The sequence below is a fragment of the Methylobacterium sp. 001424705 genome (genome assembly GCF_059816145.1).
The window spans coordinates 117,763-132,651 of sequence record NZ_JCBANU010000002.1 but is presented as its reverse complement, the minus strand read 5'-3'; the positions used below and the strand labels follow the sequence as shown (position 1 = coordinate 132,651).

The 14,889-nt window shown below is 69.7% G+C and carries 13 protein-coding genes; 9 read left to right on the top strand and 4 right to left on the bottom strand.

Annotated elements, in window-relative coordinates:
- Positions 1-59: 59 nt before the first annotated feature.
- From AC6EUL_RS02845 to prfB, 5 genes are all read left to right on the top strand, one after another.
- Entirely contained in the window at positions 60-386 is a 327-nt protein-coding gene (locus AC6EUL_RS02845; RefSeq protein WP_056211063.1) for a hypothetical protein, read from the top strand.
- A gap of 241 nt (positions 387-627) precedes the next feature.
- Complete coding sequence (locus tag AC6EUL_RS02840; protein ID WP_056211437.1) at positions 628-1,860, top strand: LL-diaminopimelate aminotransferase; 1,233 nt, start codon at positions 628-630, stop codon at positions 1,858-1,860.
- 189 nt (positions 1,861-2,049) lie between these two features.
- Positions 2,050-2,277, top strand: a complete 228-nt coding sequence (locus tag AC6EUL_RS02835; RefSeq protein ID WP_499868745.1) for a hypothetical protein — start codon at positions 2,050-2,052, stop codon at positions 2,275-2,277.
- Positions 2,278-2,488: 211 nt separating this feature from the next.
- Positions 2,489-2,809 (top strand): hypothetical protein, encoded by a 321-nt coding sequence (locus tag AC6EUL_RS02830; RefSeq protein ID WP_082487798.1) that lies wholly within the window; start codon positions 2,489-2,491, stop codon positions 2,807-2,809.
- A 238-nt stretch (positions 2,810-3,047) separates the two neighbouring features.
- Positions 3,048-4,176, top strand: a protein-coding gene (gene prfB / locus AC6EUL_RS02825) for a peptide chain release factor 2 (protein WP_156375915.1) whose coding sequence is annotated in 2 segments (ribosomal slippage) — positions 3,048-3,116 and positions 3,118-4,176 — 1,128 coding nt in all. Because the reading frame shifts where the segments join, the coding sequence is not laid out codon by codon here.
- 112 nt (positions 4,177-4,288) lie between these two features.
- Here the strand turns inward: prfB and AC6EUL_RS02820 are convergent.
- Complete coding sequence (locus tag AC6EUL_RS02820) at positions 4,289-5,509, bottom strand: M23 family metallopeptidase (protein ID WP_499868742.1); 1,221 nt, start codon at positions 5,507-5,509, stop codon at positions 4,289-4,291.
- A gap of 98 nt (positions 5,510-5,607) precedes the next feature.
- Positions 5,608-6,075 (bottom strand): peroxiredoxin, encoded by a 468-nt coding sequence (locus tag AC6EUL_RS02815; RefSeq protein ID WP_056211439.1) that lies wholly within the window; start codon positions 6,073-6,075, stop codon positions 5,608-5,610.
- A gap of 173 nt (positions 6,076-6,248) precedes the next feature.
- Here AC6EUL_RS02815 and AC6EUL_RS02810 point away from each other — a divergent pair, with 173 nt between their 5' ends.
- Positions 6,249-9,698 carry a YhdP family protein gene (locus tag AC6EUL_RS02810; RefSeq protein WP_056272734.1) on the top strand — a complete coding sequence of 1,150 codons (3,450 nt, stop codon included), beginning with the start codon at positions 6,249-6,251 and terminating at the stop codon, positions 9,696-9,698.
- A 45-nt stretch (positions 9,699-9,743) separates the two neighbouring features.
- Here AC6EUL_RS02810 and AC6EUL_RS02805 read toward each other — a convergent pair whose 3' ends face one another.
- Positions 9,744-10,634 (bottom strand): aldo/keto reductase family oxidoreductase, encoded by an 891-nt coding sequence (locus AC6EUL_RS02805; protein ID WP_499868740.1) that lies wholly within the window; start codon positions 10,632-10,634, stop codon positions 9,744-9,746.
- Between the two features lie 92 nt (positions 10,635-10,726).
- Between AC6EUL_RS02805 and AC6EUL_RS02800 the strand changes: the two genes are divergently transcribed.
- The 3 genes from AC6EUL_RS02800 (at position 10,727) to AC6EUL_RS02790 (ending at position 12,596) form a co-directional block, all read left to right on the top strand.
- The gene (locus AC6EUL_RS02800) at positions 10,727-11,695 is read left to right on the top strand and encodes a LysR family transcriptional regulator (RefSeq protein WP_499868739.1); all 969 of its coding nucleotides are present in this window, start codon (positions 10,727-10,729) and stop codon (positions 11,693-11,695) included.
- 447 nt (positions 11,696-12,142) lie between these two features.
- Positions 12,143-12,385: a hypothetical protein gene (locus AC6EUL_RS02795; RefSeq protein WP_499868738.1), complete on the top strand. Its 243-nt coding sequence runs from the start codon at positions 12,143-12,145 to the stop codon at positions 12,383-12,385.
- A gap of 10 nt (positions 12,386-12,395) precedes the next feature.
- Positions 12,396-12,596, top strand: coding sequence for a hypothetical protein (locus AC6EUL_RS02790; protein WP_499868736.1), 201 nt, complete (start codon positions 12,396-12,398; stop codon positions 12,594-12,596).
- An 891-nt stretch (positions 12,597-13,487) separates the two neighbouring features.
- Here AC6EUL_RS02790 and tyrS read toward each other — a convergent pair.
- Positions 13,488-14,786, bottom strand: a complete 1,299-nt coding sequence (gene tyrS, locus AC6EUL_RS02785) for a tyrosine--tRNA ligase (RefSeq protein ID WP_056272724.1) — start codon at positions 14,784-14,786, stop codon at positions 13,488-13,490.
- Between the last annotated feature and the right edge of the window lie 103 nt (positions 14,787-14,889).

The window sequence follows — 14,889 nt, the reverse complement described above, 5'->3', positions numbered from 1 at the left end:
TAACGCGCCATCGCGGAGTTCCGCCAGAGCGCACGCCTCCAAAACGGCCGACTTCTCCCATGTCCGGGCTTCACAACTCTCAGTTTGTCGCGGTCCTCGCCGTGGCCCTCCTGCTCGCGGGATGTTCCGGCGACCTGAATCCCATGCGGATCGCCTACGGCACCGGCGAGGCCGGGCCGCCCGCCAAGGCGCCGGACTTCGTGGCCCAGTCCCGCCGCGGCGGCGACGACTTCATGCCGGTGGGCGTCTCCGCCCCGGCCCGGCCGATCCGGGCCAAGACGCCCGAGGGCACCAAGGCCCTCGAGGCCGAGCTCGTCGCGGCGCGCGGGCGCAACGAAGCGCGCGGCCGGTCCGCCGAGGGCGCGGCCCAGGCCGCCAAGCCGTAGGCCCCCCAGATATCGTTCGGCGTCGGGGCACAAAACTGCTAGACGGGAAGGGAGCGTGCGGATTCTGCGACGGCCCTGCGCCAGGCGAGGCCGTCAAAAGACGTCCGGATTCCACCCGAGGGACATCCGGAGAAGACCACGCCGCCATCTCGGGATGATGACAGCTTCGCGCCGGGTGACGCTCGCCGCCCCGCGCCCCCATTCGTATCTCTCGCTCGTTTTCTCGGACATCGTGAAGGCCATGACCGACTTCCACCGCATCAAGCGCCTGCCCCCCTACGTGTTCGAGCAGGTGAACCGGATCAAGGCCCAGGCCCGCGCCAACGGCGCCGACATCATCGACCTCGGCATGGGCAACCCGGACCTCGACGCCCCGAAGCACGTCATCGCCAAGCTGGTGGAAACCGCCGGCCGTCCGCGTACCGACCGCTACTCCGCCTCGAAGGGCATCGCCGGCCTGCGCCGCGCCCAGGCGAACTATTACAAGCGCCGCTTCGGCGTGAGCCTGAACCCCGACACCCAGGTGGTGGCGACGCTGGGTTCGAAGGAGGGCTTCGCCAACATGGCGCAGGCGATCACGGCGCCGGGCGACGTGGTGCTGGTGCCGAACCCGAGCTACCCGATCCACGCCTTCGGCTTCCTCATGGCCGGCGGCGTCATCCGCTCGGTGCCGGCCGAGCCGACGCCAGCCTTCTTCCCCGCGGTGGAGAAGGCGATGCAGCACTCGATCCCGAAGCCGGTGGCGATCGTGGTCTGCTATCCCTCGAACCCCACCGCCTACGTGGCGAGCCTCGACTTCTACCGGGACCTCGTCGCCTTCGCGAAGCGCCACGAGATCATCATCCTGTCGGACCTCGCCTATGCGGAGGTCTACTTCGACGGCGATCCGCCGCCCTCCGTGCTGGAGATCCCGGGCGCCATCGACTGCACGGTGGAGTTCTCGTCCCTGTCGAAGACGTTCTCCATGGCCGGCTGGCGCATGGGCTTCGCGGTGGGCAACGAGCGCCTGCTCGCCGCACTCACCCGCGTGAAGTCCTACCTCGATTACGGCGCCTTCACGCCGATCCAGGTCGCCGCCACCGCCGCCCTGAACGGGCCGGAGGACTGCATCGTCGAGATGCGCGGGATCTACAAGAAGCGCCGCGACGCGCTGGTCGAGTCCTTCGGCAAGACCGGCTGGAAGATCCCGACCCCGTCGGCCTCGATGTTCGCCTGGGTGCCGATCCCCGAGAAGTACCAGGCGCTGGGCAGCCTCGAATTCTCGAAGCTCCTCCTCGAGAAGTCGGACGTGGCGGTGGCCCCCGGCATCGGCTTCGGCGAGCACGGCGACAACTACGTCCGCATCGCGCTCGTGGAGAACGAGCAGCGCATCCGGCAGGCGGCGCGCAACGTCCGGCGCTTCTTCGAGACCTCGGACAAGACGCTGCACAACGTGGTGCCGATGCCCGAGGCGTCCCTGTCGAAGGCCGGCTGAGGCTTCCTCGTCTGGATCTCGGGCCCGAACCTTGGGCCCGGATGTTGCGGCCGGGAGACAGCCGGCCGCAAAGCTTGCCGAAACGCACCGATGCGCTTGTCACGGCGCGGCGCGCTCCGCAGGGTCCCAGCGATACCGCGCCGCGTTTCCTGTCTGCGCGCGGTGCGTTCGCCGAGGCCCGAGGATCGTATGCGTCGCCTGCCCCATCGTCGCCTGCCCCTTGCCGTCGCCCTGGTGCTGAGCGCCTCCGCGGGCGGCTGCGCGCCGAAGCCGATCGTCGCCCGCGACCCGGTTCCGGCACCCGAGCCGACGCTCGGCTACGAGTGCAGCTCGCGGCCGACCGTGCTGAACGGCTTCTATTCCACCTGCGAACCGGCGCTCCAGGAGCGTTCGGTGGTGGTCCGCGCCAAGGGCTGAGCCCCCCGGAACGCGTCGCAGGGCCGGGCCGCTGTCCGGCCGTCGACGTCTCGAGGCCGCGCGTCGCGGCCGCTTTCCCACAGGACAGCGACGAATGTCGCGCTCCCGCGACCGAACGGACACGGACAGGAACGCGGGATTGGGGCAGGATGCCCCTGGGCGCGTCCCTCCGGGTCTTCAGGTTGCCCGCCGGAGTTTGATCGTGGTGCTGATGATGCGGACCCTCCTCGCTGCTGGCCTGATCGGTCTCGGGTTCACCCTTGGTGCCTCCGCGCAGACCCTCTATCTCGGCGCGAACGGCCCCGTGGTGCTGCCGACGAGCCCGAGCTCCGGCCGGCCGATCCCGGACGTTCCCGAGGCGGTGCCGGTGCCGAGCGTGATGAACGGCGGCGGATTCGGCCTGACCGGAACCGAGTATTTCAGCGACGGCCTCAGCGAGGGCCCCCTCAACCAGCGCCACCGCCCGCGCGAATTCGTCCTGGCGCCGGCCCGCATCGGCCCGCCGGACTACGTCCGCCCCGCCCTCCGCTAGCGCCGGTCGGCCCGGCGACACTGCCTGGGGTCATCGCGTCCCCGGGGACCGATCCGCCTCCCGTCACGACCGGTGCCGAAGGGCAGGCACAGCCACGTGCGTGGGCTCGCCCCCCTTGCGCCGACGCGCCGACCGGGGGCGCGACGCGGCCTCGGTTTCGCTCCCCGGCGTTTACACCATCCGGCCGGCCCGGTATCACCCGGTCCCACACCCCGAACACACGAGCCCGAAACACCAGATGCGCGCCGAGATCGAACAACTCTCGGATGCCGCCAAGCAGTCGATCGGACTGCTGAGGAGGCATCTTTGACTGGGATACCGTCGAGAAACGCCTCGCGGAGCTGAACGCGGCTTCCGAGAATCCCGAGCTCTGGAACGACGCCGAGGCCGCCCAGAAGGTCATGCGCGAGCGCACCCAGCTCGATGACGCGGTCAACGCGATCAAGAAGCTGAGCCAGGACCTCGAGGACGCTCACACGCTGATCGAACTCGGCGAGATGGAGGGCGACGAGGCCACCATCCAGGAGGGCGAGGCGGGCGTGCGCGCCGTCGAGAAGGAGGCCGCGCGGCGCCAGATCGAGACGCTGCTCTCCGGCGAGGCCGACGGCTTCGACACCTACCTAGAGGTCCATTCCGGCGCCGGCGGCACCGAGAGCCAGGACTGGGCCAACATGCTTCAGCGCATGTATGGCCGCTGGGCCGAGCGCCGGAAGTACAAGGTCGAGATCGTCGAGTGGTCGGATGGCGACGAGGCCGGGATCAAGGGCGCCACGCTCCTGATCAAGGGCCACAACGCCTATGGCTGGCTCAAGACCGAGTCCGGCGTGCACCGGCTGGTGCGGATCTCGCCCTACGATTCGAGCGCGCGCCGCCACACCAGCTTCGCCAGCGTCTGGGTCTATCCGGTCATCGACGACCGGATCGAGATCGAGATCAAGGAATCCGACTGCCGCATCGACACCTACCGGTCGTCGGGCGCGGGCGGCCAGCACGTCAACACCACCGATTCGGCGGTGCGCATCACGCACATTCCGACGGGCATCGTGGTGGCGTGCCAGCAGGAGCGTTCGCAGCACAAGAACCGGGCCACCGCCTGGAACATGCTGCGCGCCCGCATGTACGAGGCCGAGCTGAAGAAGCGGGAGGAGAAGGCCAGTGCCGAGGCCGCCGCGAAGACCGACATCGGCTGGGGTCATCAGATCCGCAGCTACGTGCTGCAGCCCTACCAGCTCGTGAAGGACCTGCGCACCGGCACCCAGTCCACCGATCCCGATGCGGTGCTGGACGGCTCCCTCGATCCGTTCATGGAAGCGTCCCTCGCCCAGCGCGTCTATGGCGGGGCGGATGTGGTCGAGGACATCGAGTAGGGCGCGCGCCCGCTCCCGGGTGGTCGGACGGCGTTTCCCGGCTTCGGGAAAACGCCGCGCCGGCTCCCTCGTCGGGGTATCTCGACGCGAAGCGGGGCCGGCGGAGGGCCGGTCAGAGCACGTCGGTGGCCCTGAGAAAGCGCACCGGGTCGACCGGCTCGCCGTCGATGCGGGTCTCGTAATGCAGGTGGCTGCCGGTGGAGCGGCCGGTGGAGCCCACGCGTCCGACGATCGTGCCCGGCTCGACCCATTGGCCCGGCGATACGTCGAAGGCCGAGAGGTGCGCGTAGCGGGTGACGAGTCCGTGGCCGTGATCGACCTCGACCATGTTGCCGTAGCCGCCATTGTACTCGGCCACCGTGATGCGCCCCGCCGCCGTGGCGCGGGCCGGCTCTCCGGTCTCCGCCCGCATGTCCATGCCGGTATGCATGGCGTAGCCGCGGGTGAACGGATCGAGGCGGGGGCCGAAATTGCTGGACAGGCTGAGGTCCCCGGAGAGCGGACGGCGCACGGGGAGGGCCGCCGTGATCCGGCGCAGATGCGCCTCCTCGGCCAGGGAGCGCTGAACCTCCGACAGGGACAGGGCGAACGCGTCGCCGCTCAGGGGCACCAGCGGCCCACCGATCCCGGCCGGACGCTCGTGCTCGTAGCGGGCGGGATCGAGACCGAGGCGGGCGACGAGGCCGCGCAGGCGCTGGGCGCCTTTGCCGGCCCGCGCCCCGATCGTGGCGAGCACGCGGGACTGCGCCTCGGCGAGGCCGTCCAGGCGCTGCTCCAGGGCCGCGACCCTTCCCTCGACCGCGCGGGCGGATTGTCGCCCGGAGGCGGGGTCTGCGGCGGTCCGGAGCTGGAGCGCATCGGGGGTCGGGAAGGGCTTGGCGCCTGACAGGGTGCCCGGCAGGGAAGTGGACGGGCCCTTGATCGCGGGCTCGGGCGCCTCGCTCACGGGAGCGGCCAGCGTCGCGGCGCCGGGATCGCCCGCGAGGGTGGCAATGGCGGCCTGGCGGGCCTCCAGCGCGGCCTGCCGGCGCGCGAGCTCGGCCATGCGCTGGGCGAGGCCGTCGCGCGACGCCGCCTGCTCCATCGTCACCCGGTCGAGCTGCAGGCGCAGAGTGCCGATCCGCTCCTCGTAGCCGTACTGGAGAGCGCTCTGCTGCGAGACGAAGCGGGCCAGCACCTCGTCGTGGAAGACGAGGTAGTACGTCGCCCCGCCGGCCCAGGCGACGGCAACGGCCAGCGCTCCGGCGAGGAGGCGGGACCGCGGCGCCGAAGCCGGGCCGGCGGGGACGACGCGGTTCGCCGTCGAGGAGGATTTCCGGGAAGACGATGGCATGGGACGCGTGACCTGATCCACCGCGTCACCCTGCCCGGATCAGGGTTAACGAACCGCCAAGGCGCAGCCCCGACGATTCATCATACGGAATCCAGTCCTCAGGCCAGATCGCGGGCGGCGGCCAGCACCGCCTCGGCATGGCCCGGCACCTTCACCTTCGGCCAGATCCGGGCGATGCGACCCGCGCGGTCCAGGAGCATCGTCGTACGCTCCACGCCCATGTATTTCCGGCCGTACATGCTCTTCTCGACCCACACGCCATAGGCCTCGAGCATGGCCTTGCCCTCGTCGGAGGCCAGCGGAAAGGTGAGGGCGTACTTCGCGCGGAACTTGTCGTGGCTCTTCACCGAGTCCGGCGACACCCCGATCACGATGGTGTCAGCCGCGGCAAAGTCGGGGCCGAGGGCGTTGAAGCCCTGCGCCTCCAGGGTACAACCGCTCGTGTCGTCCTTGGGGTAGAAGTACAGGACCGCCTTGCGGCCCGACAGGTCCCCGAGGCTGATCGTCTCGTCGCCGGCGCCCGGCAGGGTGAAGTCGGGCGCCTGATCTCCGGTATCGAGGGGCATCATGCCTTCCTTTCGGCCGATTGATGGTGTGCCTCTGGCGTTGCACCGCGACGGGAGTTCCACGCCCCGGCGCACCAGGACCGACGAACGCCAAAGACCCGCGCAAGCAGAAACCCGTAGGACTGCCGCTCGATAGCCCGAGGGGACGTTCCGATCCAGCGGCACAAGGATTGATGGACCAGGAAACGGCCAAAGGTTCGCGGCCCGCGCGGCCCGCCGCACGGCGGCGGCCGCTGCTTTGGATTGCGGCCGCCCTGGTGGTCGGCCTGACGGTCGCCGTCGGCGGAGTCATCGGCCGCCTGTCGATGGGTCCCCTGCGCATCGACGGCATGTCGGAGCGCGTGGCCTCGGCCATTGCCGGCAGCATCGGTCCCGGCTGGCGCGTCGCTCTCAGCGACAGCGCCCTGGAGCTCGACGCGGAGCAGTCCCTGGCCCTGCGCGTCGCCGGCCTCGACATCCACAATCCCGAGGGCGCCCTCGTGGTCCGGGCGCCCCTGGCCGTGGTCAGCCTCGACACCTGGAGCCTCCTGCGCCTCGCGGTACAGCCGCGGGCCATCGAGTTCCGGGACCTGCAGATGACGGCCCTGGTCCACCGCAACGGCAGCATCGCCTTCGCGGCCTCCGACAGCAGCCCGGGCAGCGCGGTGGTGCCCCACACGCTGCCGAGCGTCGATGCCGCGGCCGGCCACGTCTCGCCGATCTCCGCCAGCGTCGCCTCGATCTTCGGGGTGGTGCTCGATTCCGCCGGCGTGATCGGCGCCCTCGACCGGGCGCGGATCACCAACGGACGCCTCACGCTCATCGACGACGATGCCCGCCAGCGCGCCGTGTTCGAGCACGTCAACGGCCTGTTCCGCCGCGATGCCGTGCGCGACGCCCGGGTCTTCGAACTGCGCATCGACGGGCCGCACGGGGAATGGCGCTTCGGCGGCGACCTGCACGAGGCCGGGGGCACCAAGCGCACCGGCATCATCACCCTCGACGACCTGCCGATCAGCGACCTCCTCCTCCTGTCCGGCCAGTCGAAGCTGCCGGTGGACACCGACCTCAAGCTCTCGGCCAAGGCCGACGTGGCGATCGATGCCGGGCGCATCGAGACGATGACAGCCGAGATCCGCACCGGCGGCGGCAACGTCCTGATCGAGGAGAAGGACTTCAACCCGGTCACCATCGACAGCCTCGCGGCCGCGGTGAGCTGGGACGAGGCCGGCCGGGCGATGAAGCTCGACGCCCTCGATTATCGCGGGGCCGGCAACGCGGTGCACCTCACCGGCGCCTGGACCGCGGCGCCCGCGGGCGCGGATTCCGCCTGGACCCTGGAACTGGCGGGCAAGGACGCGGTACTACGCGGGGCCAATGCGGCCGACAAACCCGTCGGCCTCGACACGGTCTCGGCCCATCTCACCGGCAAGGCCGGCGGGATCGTCATCGACGACTTCTCGGTCCGGGCCGGTGCCGCCAACGGCCGGATCACCGGGACCATCGGGACCTCGGCCGACGATGACGGGCTGACCCTGCACATCGTCGCCGGCGACACCGACGGGCGCATGGCGCTGCGCCTCTGGCCCGAGCACGTGGCGCCGCCCGCCCGCAACTACCTCGTGGACAACCTGCGCGGCGGAAAGGTCAACGCGGTCGACATCACCGTGGACATGAGCGGCTCGGAACTCGCCGCCGCCACCCGCGGCGAGCCGATGCCCGACAACGCGGTCCATATCGATTTCGCGGTCTCCGACGCCACCCTGATCGTGGTGCCTGACTCGCCGCCGCTCACGCGGGGGCGGGTGACCGGCACGATCACCGGACAGACGACCAAGATCCGCAACGTCACCGCCGATGTCCGCATGGCGGACAACCGGACCCTGTCGATCTCGGATGGATCCTTCGTGATCCCCAAGATCACCCCCGACACGGTGACGGCGCAGATCGGGCTGCGCCTCAGCGGCGGCGCCGACGCCCTGGTCTCGCTGCTGCAGACCAACATGTTCAAGACCCTCACGGGCCTCGATCTCGATCCCGGGACGGTGAAGGGCGCCGCGGACCTGCGCATCGACTTCCCCCTCAACCTGAAGCACATCCCCGACCTGCCGGACCTGCCGGTGAGCATCACCGGGACCCTGTCGGACATCGCGGTCGACAAGGTGTTCGGGAAGGAGCGGCTCGAGGGCGGACGCTTCACTGTCCTCTGCGAGCGGGGCGCCTTCTCGCTCAAGGGCGACGGCCGCGTCATGGGTACGCCGATCACGGTGGACCTGCGCCAGCCCAAGGCCGGCGCGCCCGGCGAGGTGAATATCGGCCTGGCCATCGACGACGCCCTGCGGGCCCGCAAGGGCCTGCCGGTGGCGCCCCAGATCACCGGCACCATCCCGGTCCGCCTGACCCTGCCGATCGGCCGGACCGGACCGGGCAAGCCCCCGATCCGCGTGGAGGCCGACCTCACCCGGATGGGGAGCGACGGACTCCTGCCGGGCGTGACGAAGGCCGTCGGCAAGGCCGGACGCGCGAGCTTCACCGTGAGCGAGGGGGCGAACGGCAACCAGGACCTGCGCGATCTCGTCGTCGACGCGGGACCGCTGATGGCGCGCGGCAGCGCCAGCCTCAACGGCGACGGGGGGTTGGAGCGCGCGGATCTGACGGCGCTGAAGCTCTCGCCCGGGGACGACATGCGCGTCCAGGTCGACCGCACCGGCGGCAATGCCTATCGGGTCGCCGTCCGGGGCGCCGTGGCCGATGCGCGCCCGTTCCTGCGCGGGCTCGGCGGGCCCGACGTCAAGGGGGCCCGGGATGCGAACCCGAAGGATGTCGAGGCCGATCTCAGCCTCGGCATCGTCAGCGGCTTCAACGGGGAATCCCTGACCAATGCCAGCGCCAAGCTCTCCTTGCGCGGCCGCGACCTGCGAAGCGGGCGCGTCCAGGGCAAGTTCAGCAGCGCGCCCTTCTCGGCGCAGGTGACCCACACCGATCGCGGCGCCTCGAGCGTCACCATCGAGACGCTGGATGCCGGCTCGACCCTGCGCTTCGCCGACATCTACAAGCGGATGTACGGCGGCAAGCTGATCATGACGAGCGCCCTGAACGACGGGCCGCAGCCGGGCTCCGTCCAGATCCGCAACTTCATCCTGCGCAACGAGCCGGCCCTGTCCAGCATCATGGCGCAGGGGCCGGCCACCAGCGAGGTCGTGGATTCCCGCGGCCGGAAATACGTCGTGCAGAATGCCGGCAACGACGTGGAGTTCGACCGCCTGCGGGCGATCTTCACCCGCACGGGCAGCCGGATCGACATCAGCGACGCGGCGATCTCGAACCCCGCCATGGGCTTCACCATGACGGGCTTCCTCGACACCGCCAAGGAGCGCACCGACATCAACGGCACCTTCGTGCCGCTCTACGGCCTGAACAACGTCGTCTCCCAGCTGCCGATCCTCGGCCAGCTCCTCGGTGGCGGCCGGAACGAGGGCCTGTTCGCCCTGAACTTCCGGGTGTCCGGCCGCCTCGCCAAGCCGGACGTGAGCGTGAACCCGCTCTCGGCCCTCGCCCCCGGCATCCTGCGCAAGCTGTTCAGCGCGGGCGGCGGCAATGACGGCCTCGCTGCGGGCGCGCCGATGAGCGAGACCGAGCGCTGAGGGGCTCGCCGTCCTGCGCGCGACCCCGCTCCGGGATCCCCATGGTCAGCCCGCGCCCGCGATCCCGTCGAGCTCCGCCAGCGCGTTCGCCGGCAGGGACAGACCGGCGGCCGCCATGTTCTCGCGCAGGTGCTCCGGCGACGACGTGCCGGGGATCAGCAGGATGTTGGGCGCCCGGGCGAGGAGCCAGGCGAGGGCGACCTGCATCGGGGTCGCGCCGAGGCGCGCGGCGACGGCCGACAGCGTCGTCGACTGGAGCGGGCTGAAGCCGCCCAGCGGAAAGAAGGGCACGTAGGCGATGCCGGCGGCGGAAAGGTCGTCGACCAGCGCGTCGTCCGCCCGCTGCGCGAGGTTGTAGGCGTTCTGCACGCAGACGATGGGCGTGATCGCGCGCCCCTCGGCCACCTGGCGCGGCGTCACGTTGCTGAGTCCGATCCGGCGCACGAGTCCCTGGCGCTGCAGGTCGACCAGGACGCCCAGGGGCTCCGCGATGGAGCCCTCGGCGGGACCGTGCGCGTCGAACATGATCCGCAGGTTCACCACATCCAGCGCCTCGACGCCGAGGTTTCTCAGGTTGTCGTGGACGGCGCGCGTCAGGTCCTCGGCCGAGGCGGCCGGGTTCCAGGAGGCGTCCGGTCCCCGCCGCGCTCCGACCTTGGTGACGAGGACGAGATCGTCCGGGTAGGGATGCAGCGCTTCGCGGATGATCTGGTTCGTGACGTGGGGGCCGTAGAAATCGCTCGTGTCGATGTGATCCACACCGGAGGCCACCGCCTCCCGCAGCACGGCCACAGCACGAGCCCGGTCCTTCGGGGGGCCGAACACCTGCGGTCCGGCCAGCTGCATGGCACCGTAGCCCATCCGCTTCACCGTCCGGTCGCCGAGCTGGTAGGTGCCGGCTCCGTCGAGATCCTTCGCCCTGTCGCGATCGTTCATGGAAAACTCCTCTGCGCTGAGCTCCACCTAGCCCCTGCCGCCCCGCGCGATAATCCGGCACAATGCGCACGGGCCGTGCGGGGAAACGAACGATGCGCAGCGATCTCGGGGAACTCGCGGCCTTCGTGGCCGTGGCGGAAGCCGGCGGCTTTCGCGACGGTGCCCGCACGAGCGGGCTCAGCGCCTCCGGACTGAGCGAGGCGGTGCGGCGCCTGGAGACGCGCCTCGGGGTCCGGCTCCTGAACCGGACCACCCGCAGCGTCGTCCCGACGGACGCCGGCCTGCGTCTTCTGGAGCGCCTGAAACCGGCCCTCGGCGAGGTCGCGGCGGCGGTGGACGTGGTCAACGGCTTTCGCGATCGGCCGGCCGGCACGCTGAAGCTCAACGTGCCGGTGAGCGCGGCCCGGCTGGTGCTGCCCCGGATCGTCCCGCCCTTCCTGGCGGCCTATCCCGACATCCGCCTGGAGGTGATCGCCGACGACAGCTTCGTCGACGTGCTGGCCGCCGGCTGCGATGCCGGCATCCGCTACGACGAGCGCCTGGAGCAGGACATGGTGGCGGTCCCGATCGGCCCGCGGGAGCAGCGCTTCGCCACGGCGGCGGCGCCGGCCTATCTCGACCGGCACGGCCGGCCGGAGCACCCGCGCGACCTCCTCGACCATGCCTGCATCGGCGGCCGCTTCGCCAGCGGCGCCATGCCGGCCTGGGAATTCGAGCGCGCCGGCGAGATCGTCCGGGTCGAGCCGACGGGGCCGCTGGTCGTGCGCGTCGGGGCGGCGACCGAACTCGCCATCGACGCGGCGATCGCCGGCGTCGGACTGCTGAACCTGTTCGAGGATTGGCTCCAGCCGCATTTCGACAGCGGCGCCCTGGAGCCCGTGCTGGAGCCCTGGTGGCAGCGGTTCTCCGGGCCGTTCCTGTACTATCCCGGGCGCCGCTACCTGCCGGCGCCGTTGCGCGCCTTCGTGGACTTCATCGCCCCCCGCCCTGGACGCAGGGGAGATCTCGCGGCGAACCATCCCCCGGCGTCGCCTGGCACCCCGCTTCGGGATGTTTCGTGATGGACGGGGGATCGCGGTGCGCGGGCTCGGTACCCCAGCGTCACGGCGGTCGACCGGACCCTACGGGAGAGGGGGATACCGGTAGACGATCGCCTGCGAGATGCCATCGCGGATCTCGGCGGATGTGGGTCGAACGCCCGTACCCGGCTTGTCGATCAGGGCCTTCACATGAGACTTCGCCGAGTCCAGGTCGTCGGTCCAAGCCTTCGAGCCAAGCGCCGACGTCTCGTGACGGAGAATAATTCGGAACATGTTTCGCCCTTTTCAAGATTTAGGCGAACATACACGAGTTTCTGAAAGCTCCTACGCGTTAAAATAGAAATAAGTTTGCTTTCTATGATTGCCAGAGACCGACCCCGAGCGCATCTTTCACGTAGGATCTCGCGCGTCAGCGACCGCCGATAGGGCTGACGTTACTCTCAGGTCATTGATTTTAAGGGACCGCCGATGGATGTCGTCCTCACGCCAACGAAATCGGACGTCGATGTCTGGTCCCTGAAGGATCGGCTGGGTCGCGATCTGGGAACGATCCGAAGAAGCGCGACGGGGGATACCGTCAGCATCGAACCGGAGCCGGGCACGATCCTGCAGACCATCAAGCTCCGGCACCCGAGCCTCGATGAGGCCATGTCGGCCATTGCCAAGCTGACGAACGGCGCTTGCAACCTCGACAGCCAGCAATGGGATTAGGGCACCTTGGATGAAGGAATTCCTCGAAGTGGCCCTCGACATGGCGGTCGCCCTGGTCGCTCTGGCGATCGGCGCAACGATGGTCCGGGTTCAGGCCGGAAATTCCGAGCCAACGCTCTCCCGGACACCGTCTCCCGCGCTGCACTTCTGTGCCGCGGCGCTCATCTTCATCATCGGAACCTGCATCGGCGCCACCTCGCTCAGACACTGATACCGGTTTGAGATCCGAATCCCTGCCACGCCTCGGCCCTGCGCTCAGCGACAGGCGCGCTCTGGGGCCGACCTTCGGTGCGAATAACGCCGACGGACCGATCGCAGGGCACGGACGCATGCGGTCCGGGGGATCGCCTGCGTTTTGGCTGTGATCTGTTGAAGTTGCGCGAAGACGCCTGGCGAGCGGCCGTCGCACCGCCCCGGTGGCCAATCGCGTCCGCCCCGGCGACGTCCGTCGCGATCAGACTTCCCTCACTCAGGCCGCCTCGACGGCGACCACGCGCTCGGCGACGGCGTCCAACGCGACGAGGGCGGCCAGGGCCCGACCGATACGATTGAGCCCCGCGTCGTTCTCGATGATGGGAAACGCCATCTCCAAAGCACGCGTCACACCGACGACGGCCGCCTGTCCTGCCGAAGATCGACGCCGACGCACGAGTTCTTTGATTGTCATAGAGATTCCTACCCAGCGGGCAGTATGCGCCTCGATCGATCGATCACCTACACTTATTGTAGATTGGGTCGGATCCCGCCGCCAGGACGCTGCCGGGCGCGAACGCGCGCCTAGAGCCAGCTCCCGTCGTTGATCCGAGCGCGGATCGGATGCTGTTCGGCCAGGACGTGCGCGTGCGAGATCCCCGCCACGAGCGCGAGGGCCGCGGACGGGTAGGAACTCGGGGACCGGTATGGGTGATAGCCGGTCGTGCAGACCGACCAGCGAAAGCGACCTTTCTCGCTCCGGCAGGCCGAGACGGCCACGCTATGGTCTGGCAGCGAAGGAATGCGCATCGGCCCGTCATGCCACGTCCCCCGGTCCTGACCAAGGCAGGGGACCTCCGGGGTGTCCGGGATCGGGGCACGGTCTCGGGTCGATACGGCGGATCACCTCTCAGGCGACGCGGACGAGCACGTGCTTCTTGCGACCGAACGAGAGCTTGATGACGCCGTCCGCGGTGAGGTCCGCCGTGCGCAGGACGGCCCGCTCGTCCGTCACCGGCACGTCGTTGACGCGCAGGCCCCCGCTCTTGATCTGGCGGCGGCCCTCACTGGTGGAGGGCAGGAGCTTGGCGTAGTCCGGGCCGAAGGCCGAGAGGACGCCGAGGCCGGCGTCCAGGAGCTCGGGCGAGACGGTGATGCTCGGGAGGTCCTGCGCCACCGTGCCCTCGACGAAGGTCTTGCGGGCCGTCTCGGCGGCGGCGTCCGCCGCCTCGCGGCCGTGCATCAGGGCCGTCGCCTCCGTCGCCAGCACCTTCTTGGCCTCGTTGATGCCCGCGCCGGGCAAGGCTTCCAGGCGCGCGATCTCGTCCATGGGCAGGAGGGTGAACAGCTTGAGGAAGCGGCCGACATCAGCGTCCTCGGTGTTGCGCCAGAACTGCCAGTAATCGTAGGGGCTGAGCATCCCGGCATCGAGCCAGACCGCCCCGGCGGCGGTCTTGCCCATCTTGGCGCCCGAGGCGGTGGTCAGCAGCGGGCAGGTGAGCCCGTAGAGCTGCGGCGTGCCCATGCGGCGACCGAGATCGATACCGTTGACGATGTTGCCCCACTGGTCCGAGCCGCCCATCTGCAGCACGCAGCCGTAGCGACGGTTGAGCTCGACGAAGTCGTAGGACTGCAGGATCATGTAGTTGAACTCCAGGAACGAGAGTTCCTGGTCGCGCTCCAGGCGCATGCGCACGCTGTCCATCGACATCATGCGGTTGACCGAGAAGTGGCGCCCGATGTCTCGCAGCATCTCAATGTAGTTCAGCTTGGTCAGCCACTCGGCATTGTCGACCATCGTCGCAGCCTGGCCGCCGTCACCGAACGTGAGAAACCGCGAAAAGGTCTTCTGGATACCGGCCTTGTTCTCCTCGATCTGCGCGAGGGTGAGGATCTTTCGCGATTCGTCCCGGCCCGAGGGGTCGCCCACCCGCGTCGTGCCGCCGCCCATCAGGGTGATGGGCGTGCCGCCGGTGGCCTGGAGCCAGTGCAGCATCATGATCGAGAGGAGGTGGCCCACATGCAGGGAGGCGGCAGTGCAGTCGTACCCGACATAGGCCGTCAGCCGGCCCTCGCGGGCGGCCGCATCGATGCCGGCGAGGTCCGACCCCTGGTGGATGTAGCCGCGCTCGGTCAGGACCTTCAGAAAATCGGATTGCGGCTGGAAGGGCGCGTTTGCGGCGGCAGCCTGGGGGGCGTCGGAGGACATGCGAGGTTCCGGTTTCGAGAATCGCGGCACGGGACAGCGTTGAAGGCCGCGTGATAGCACCGCACGGGATGTGGGGCGGCTCTTAGCAGGGCTGCGGACGGAA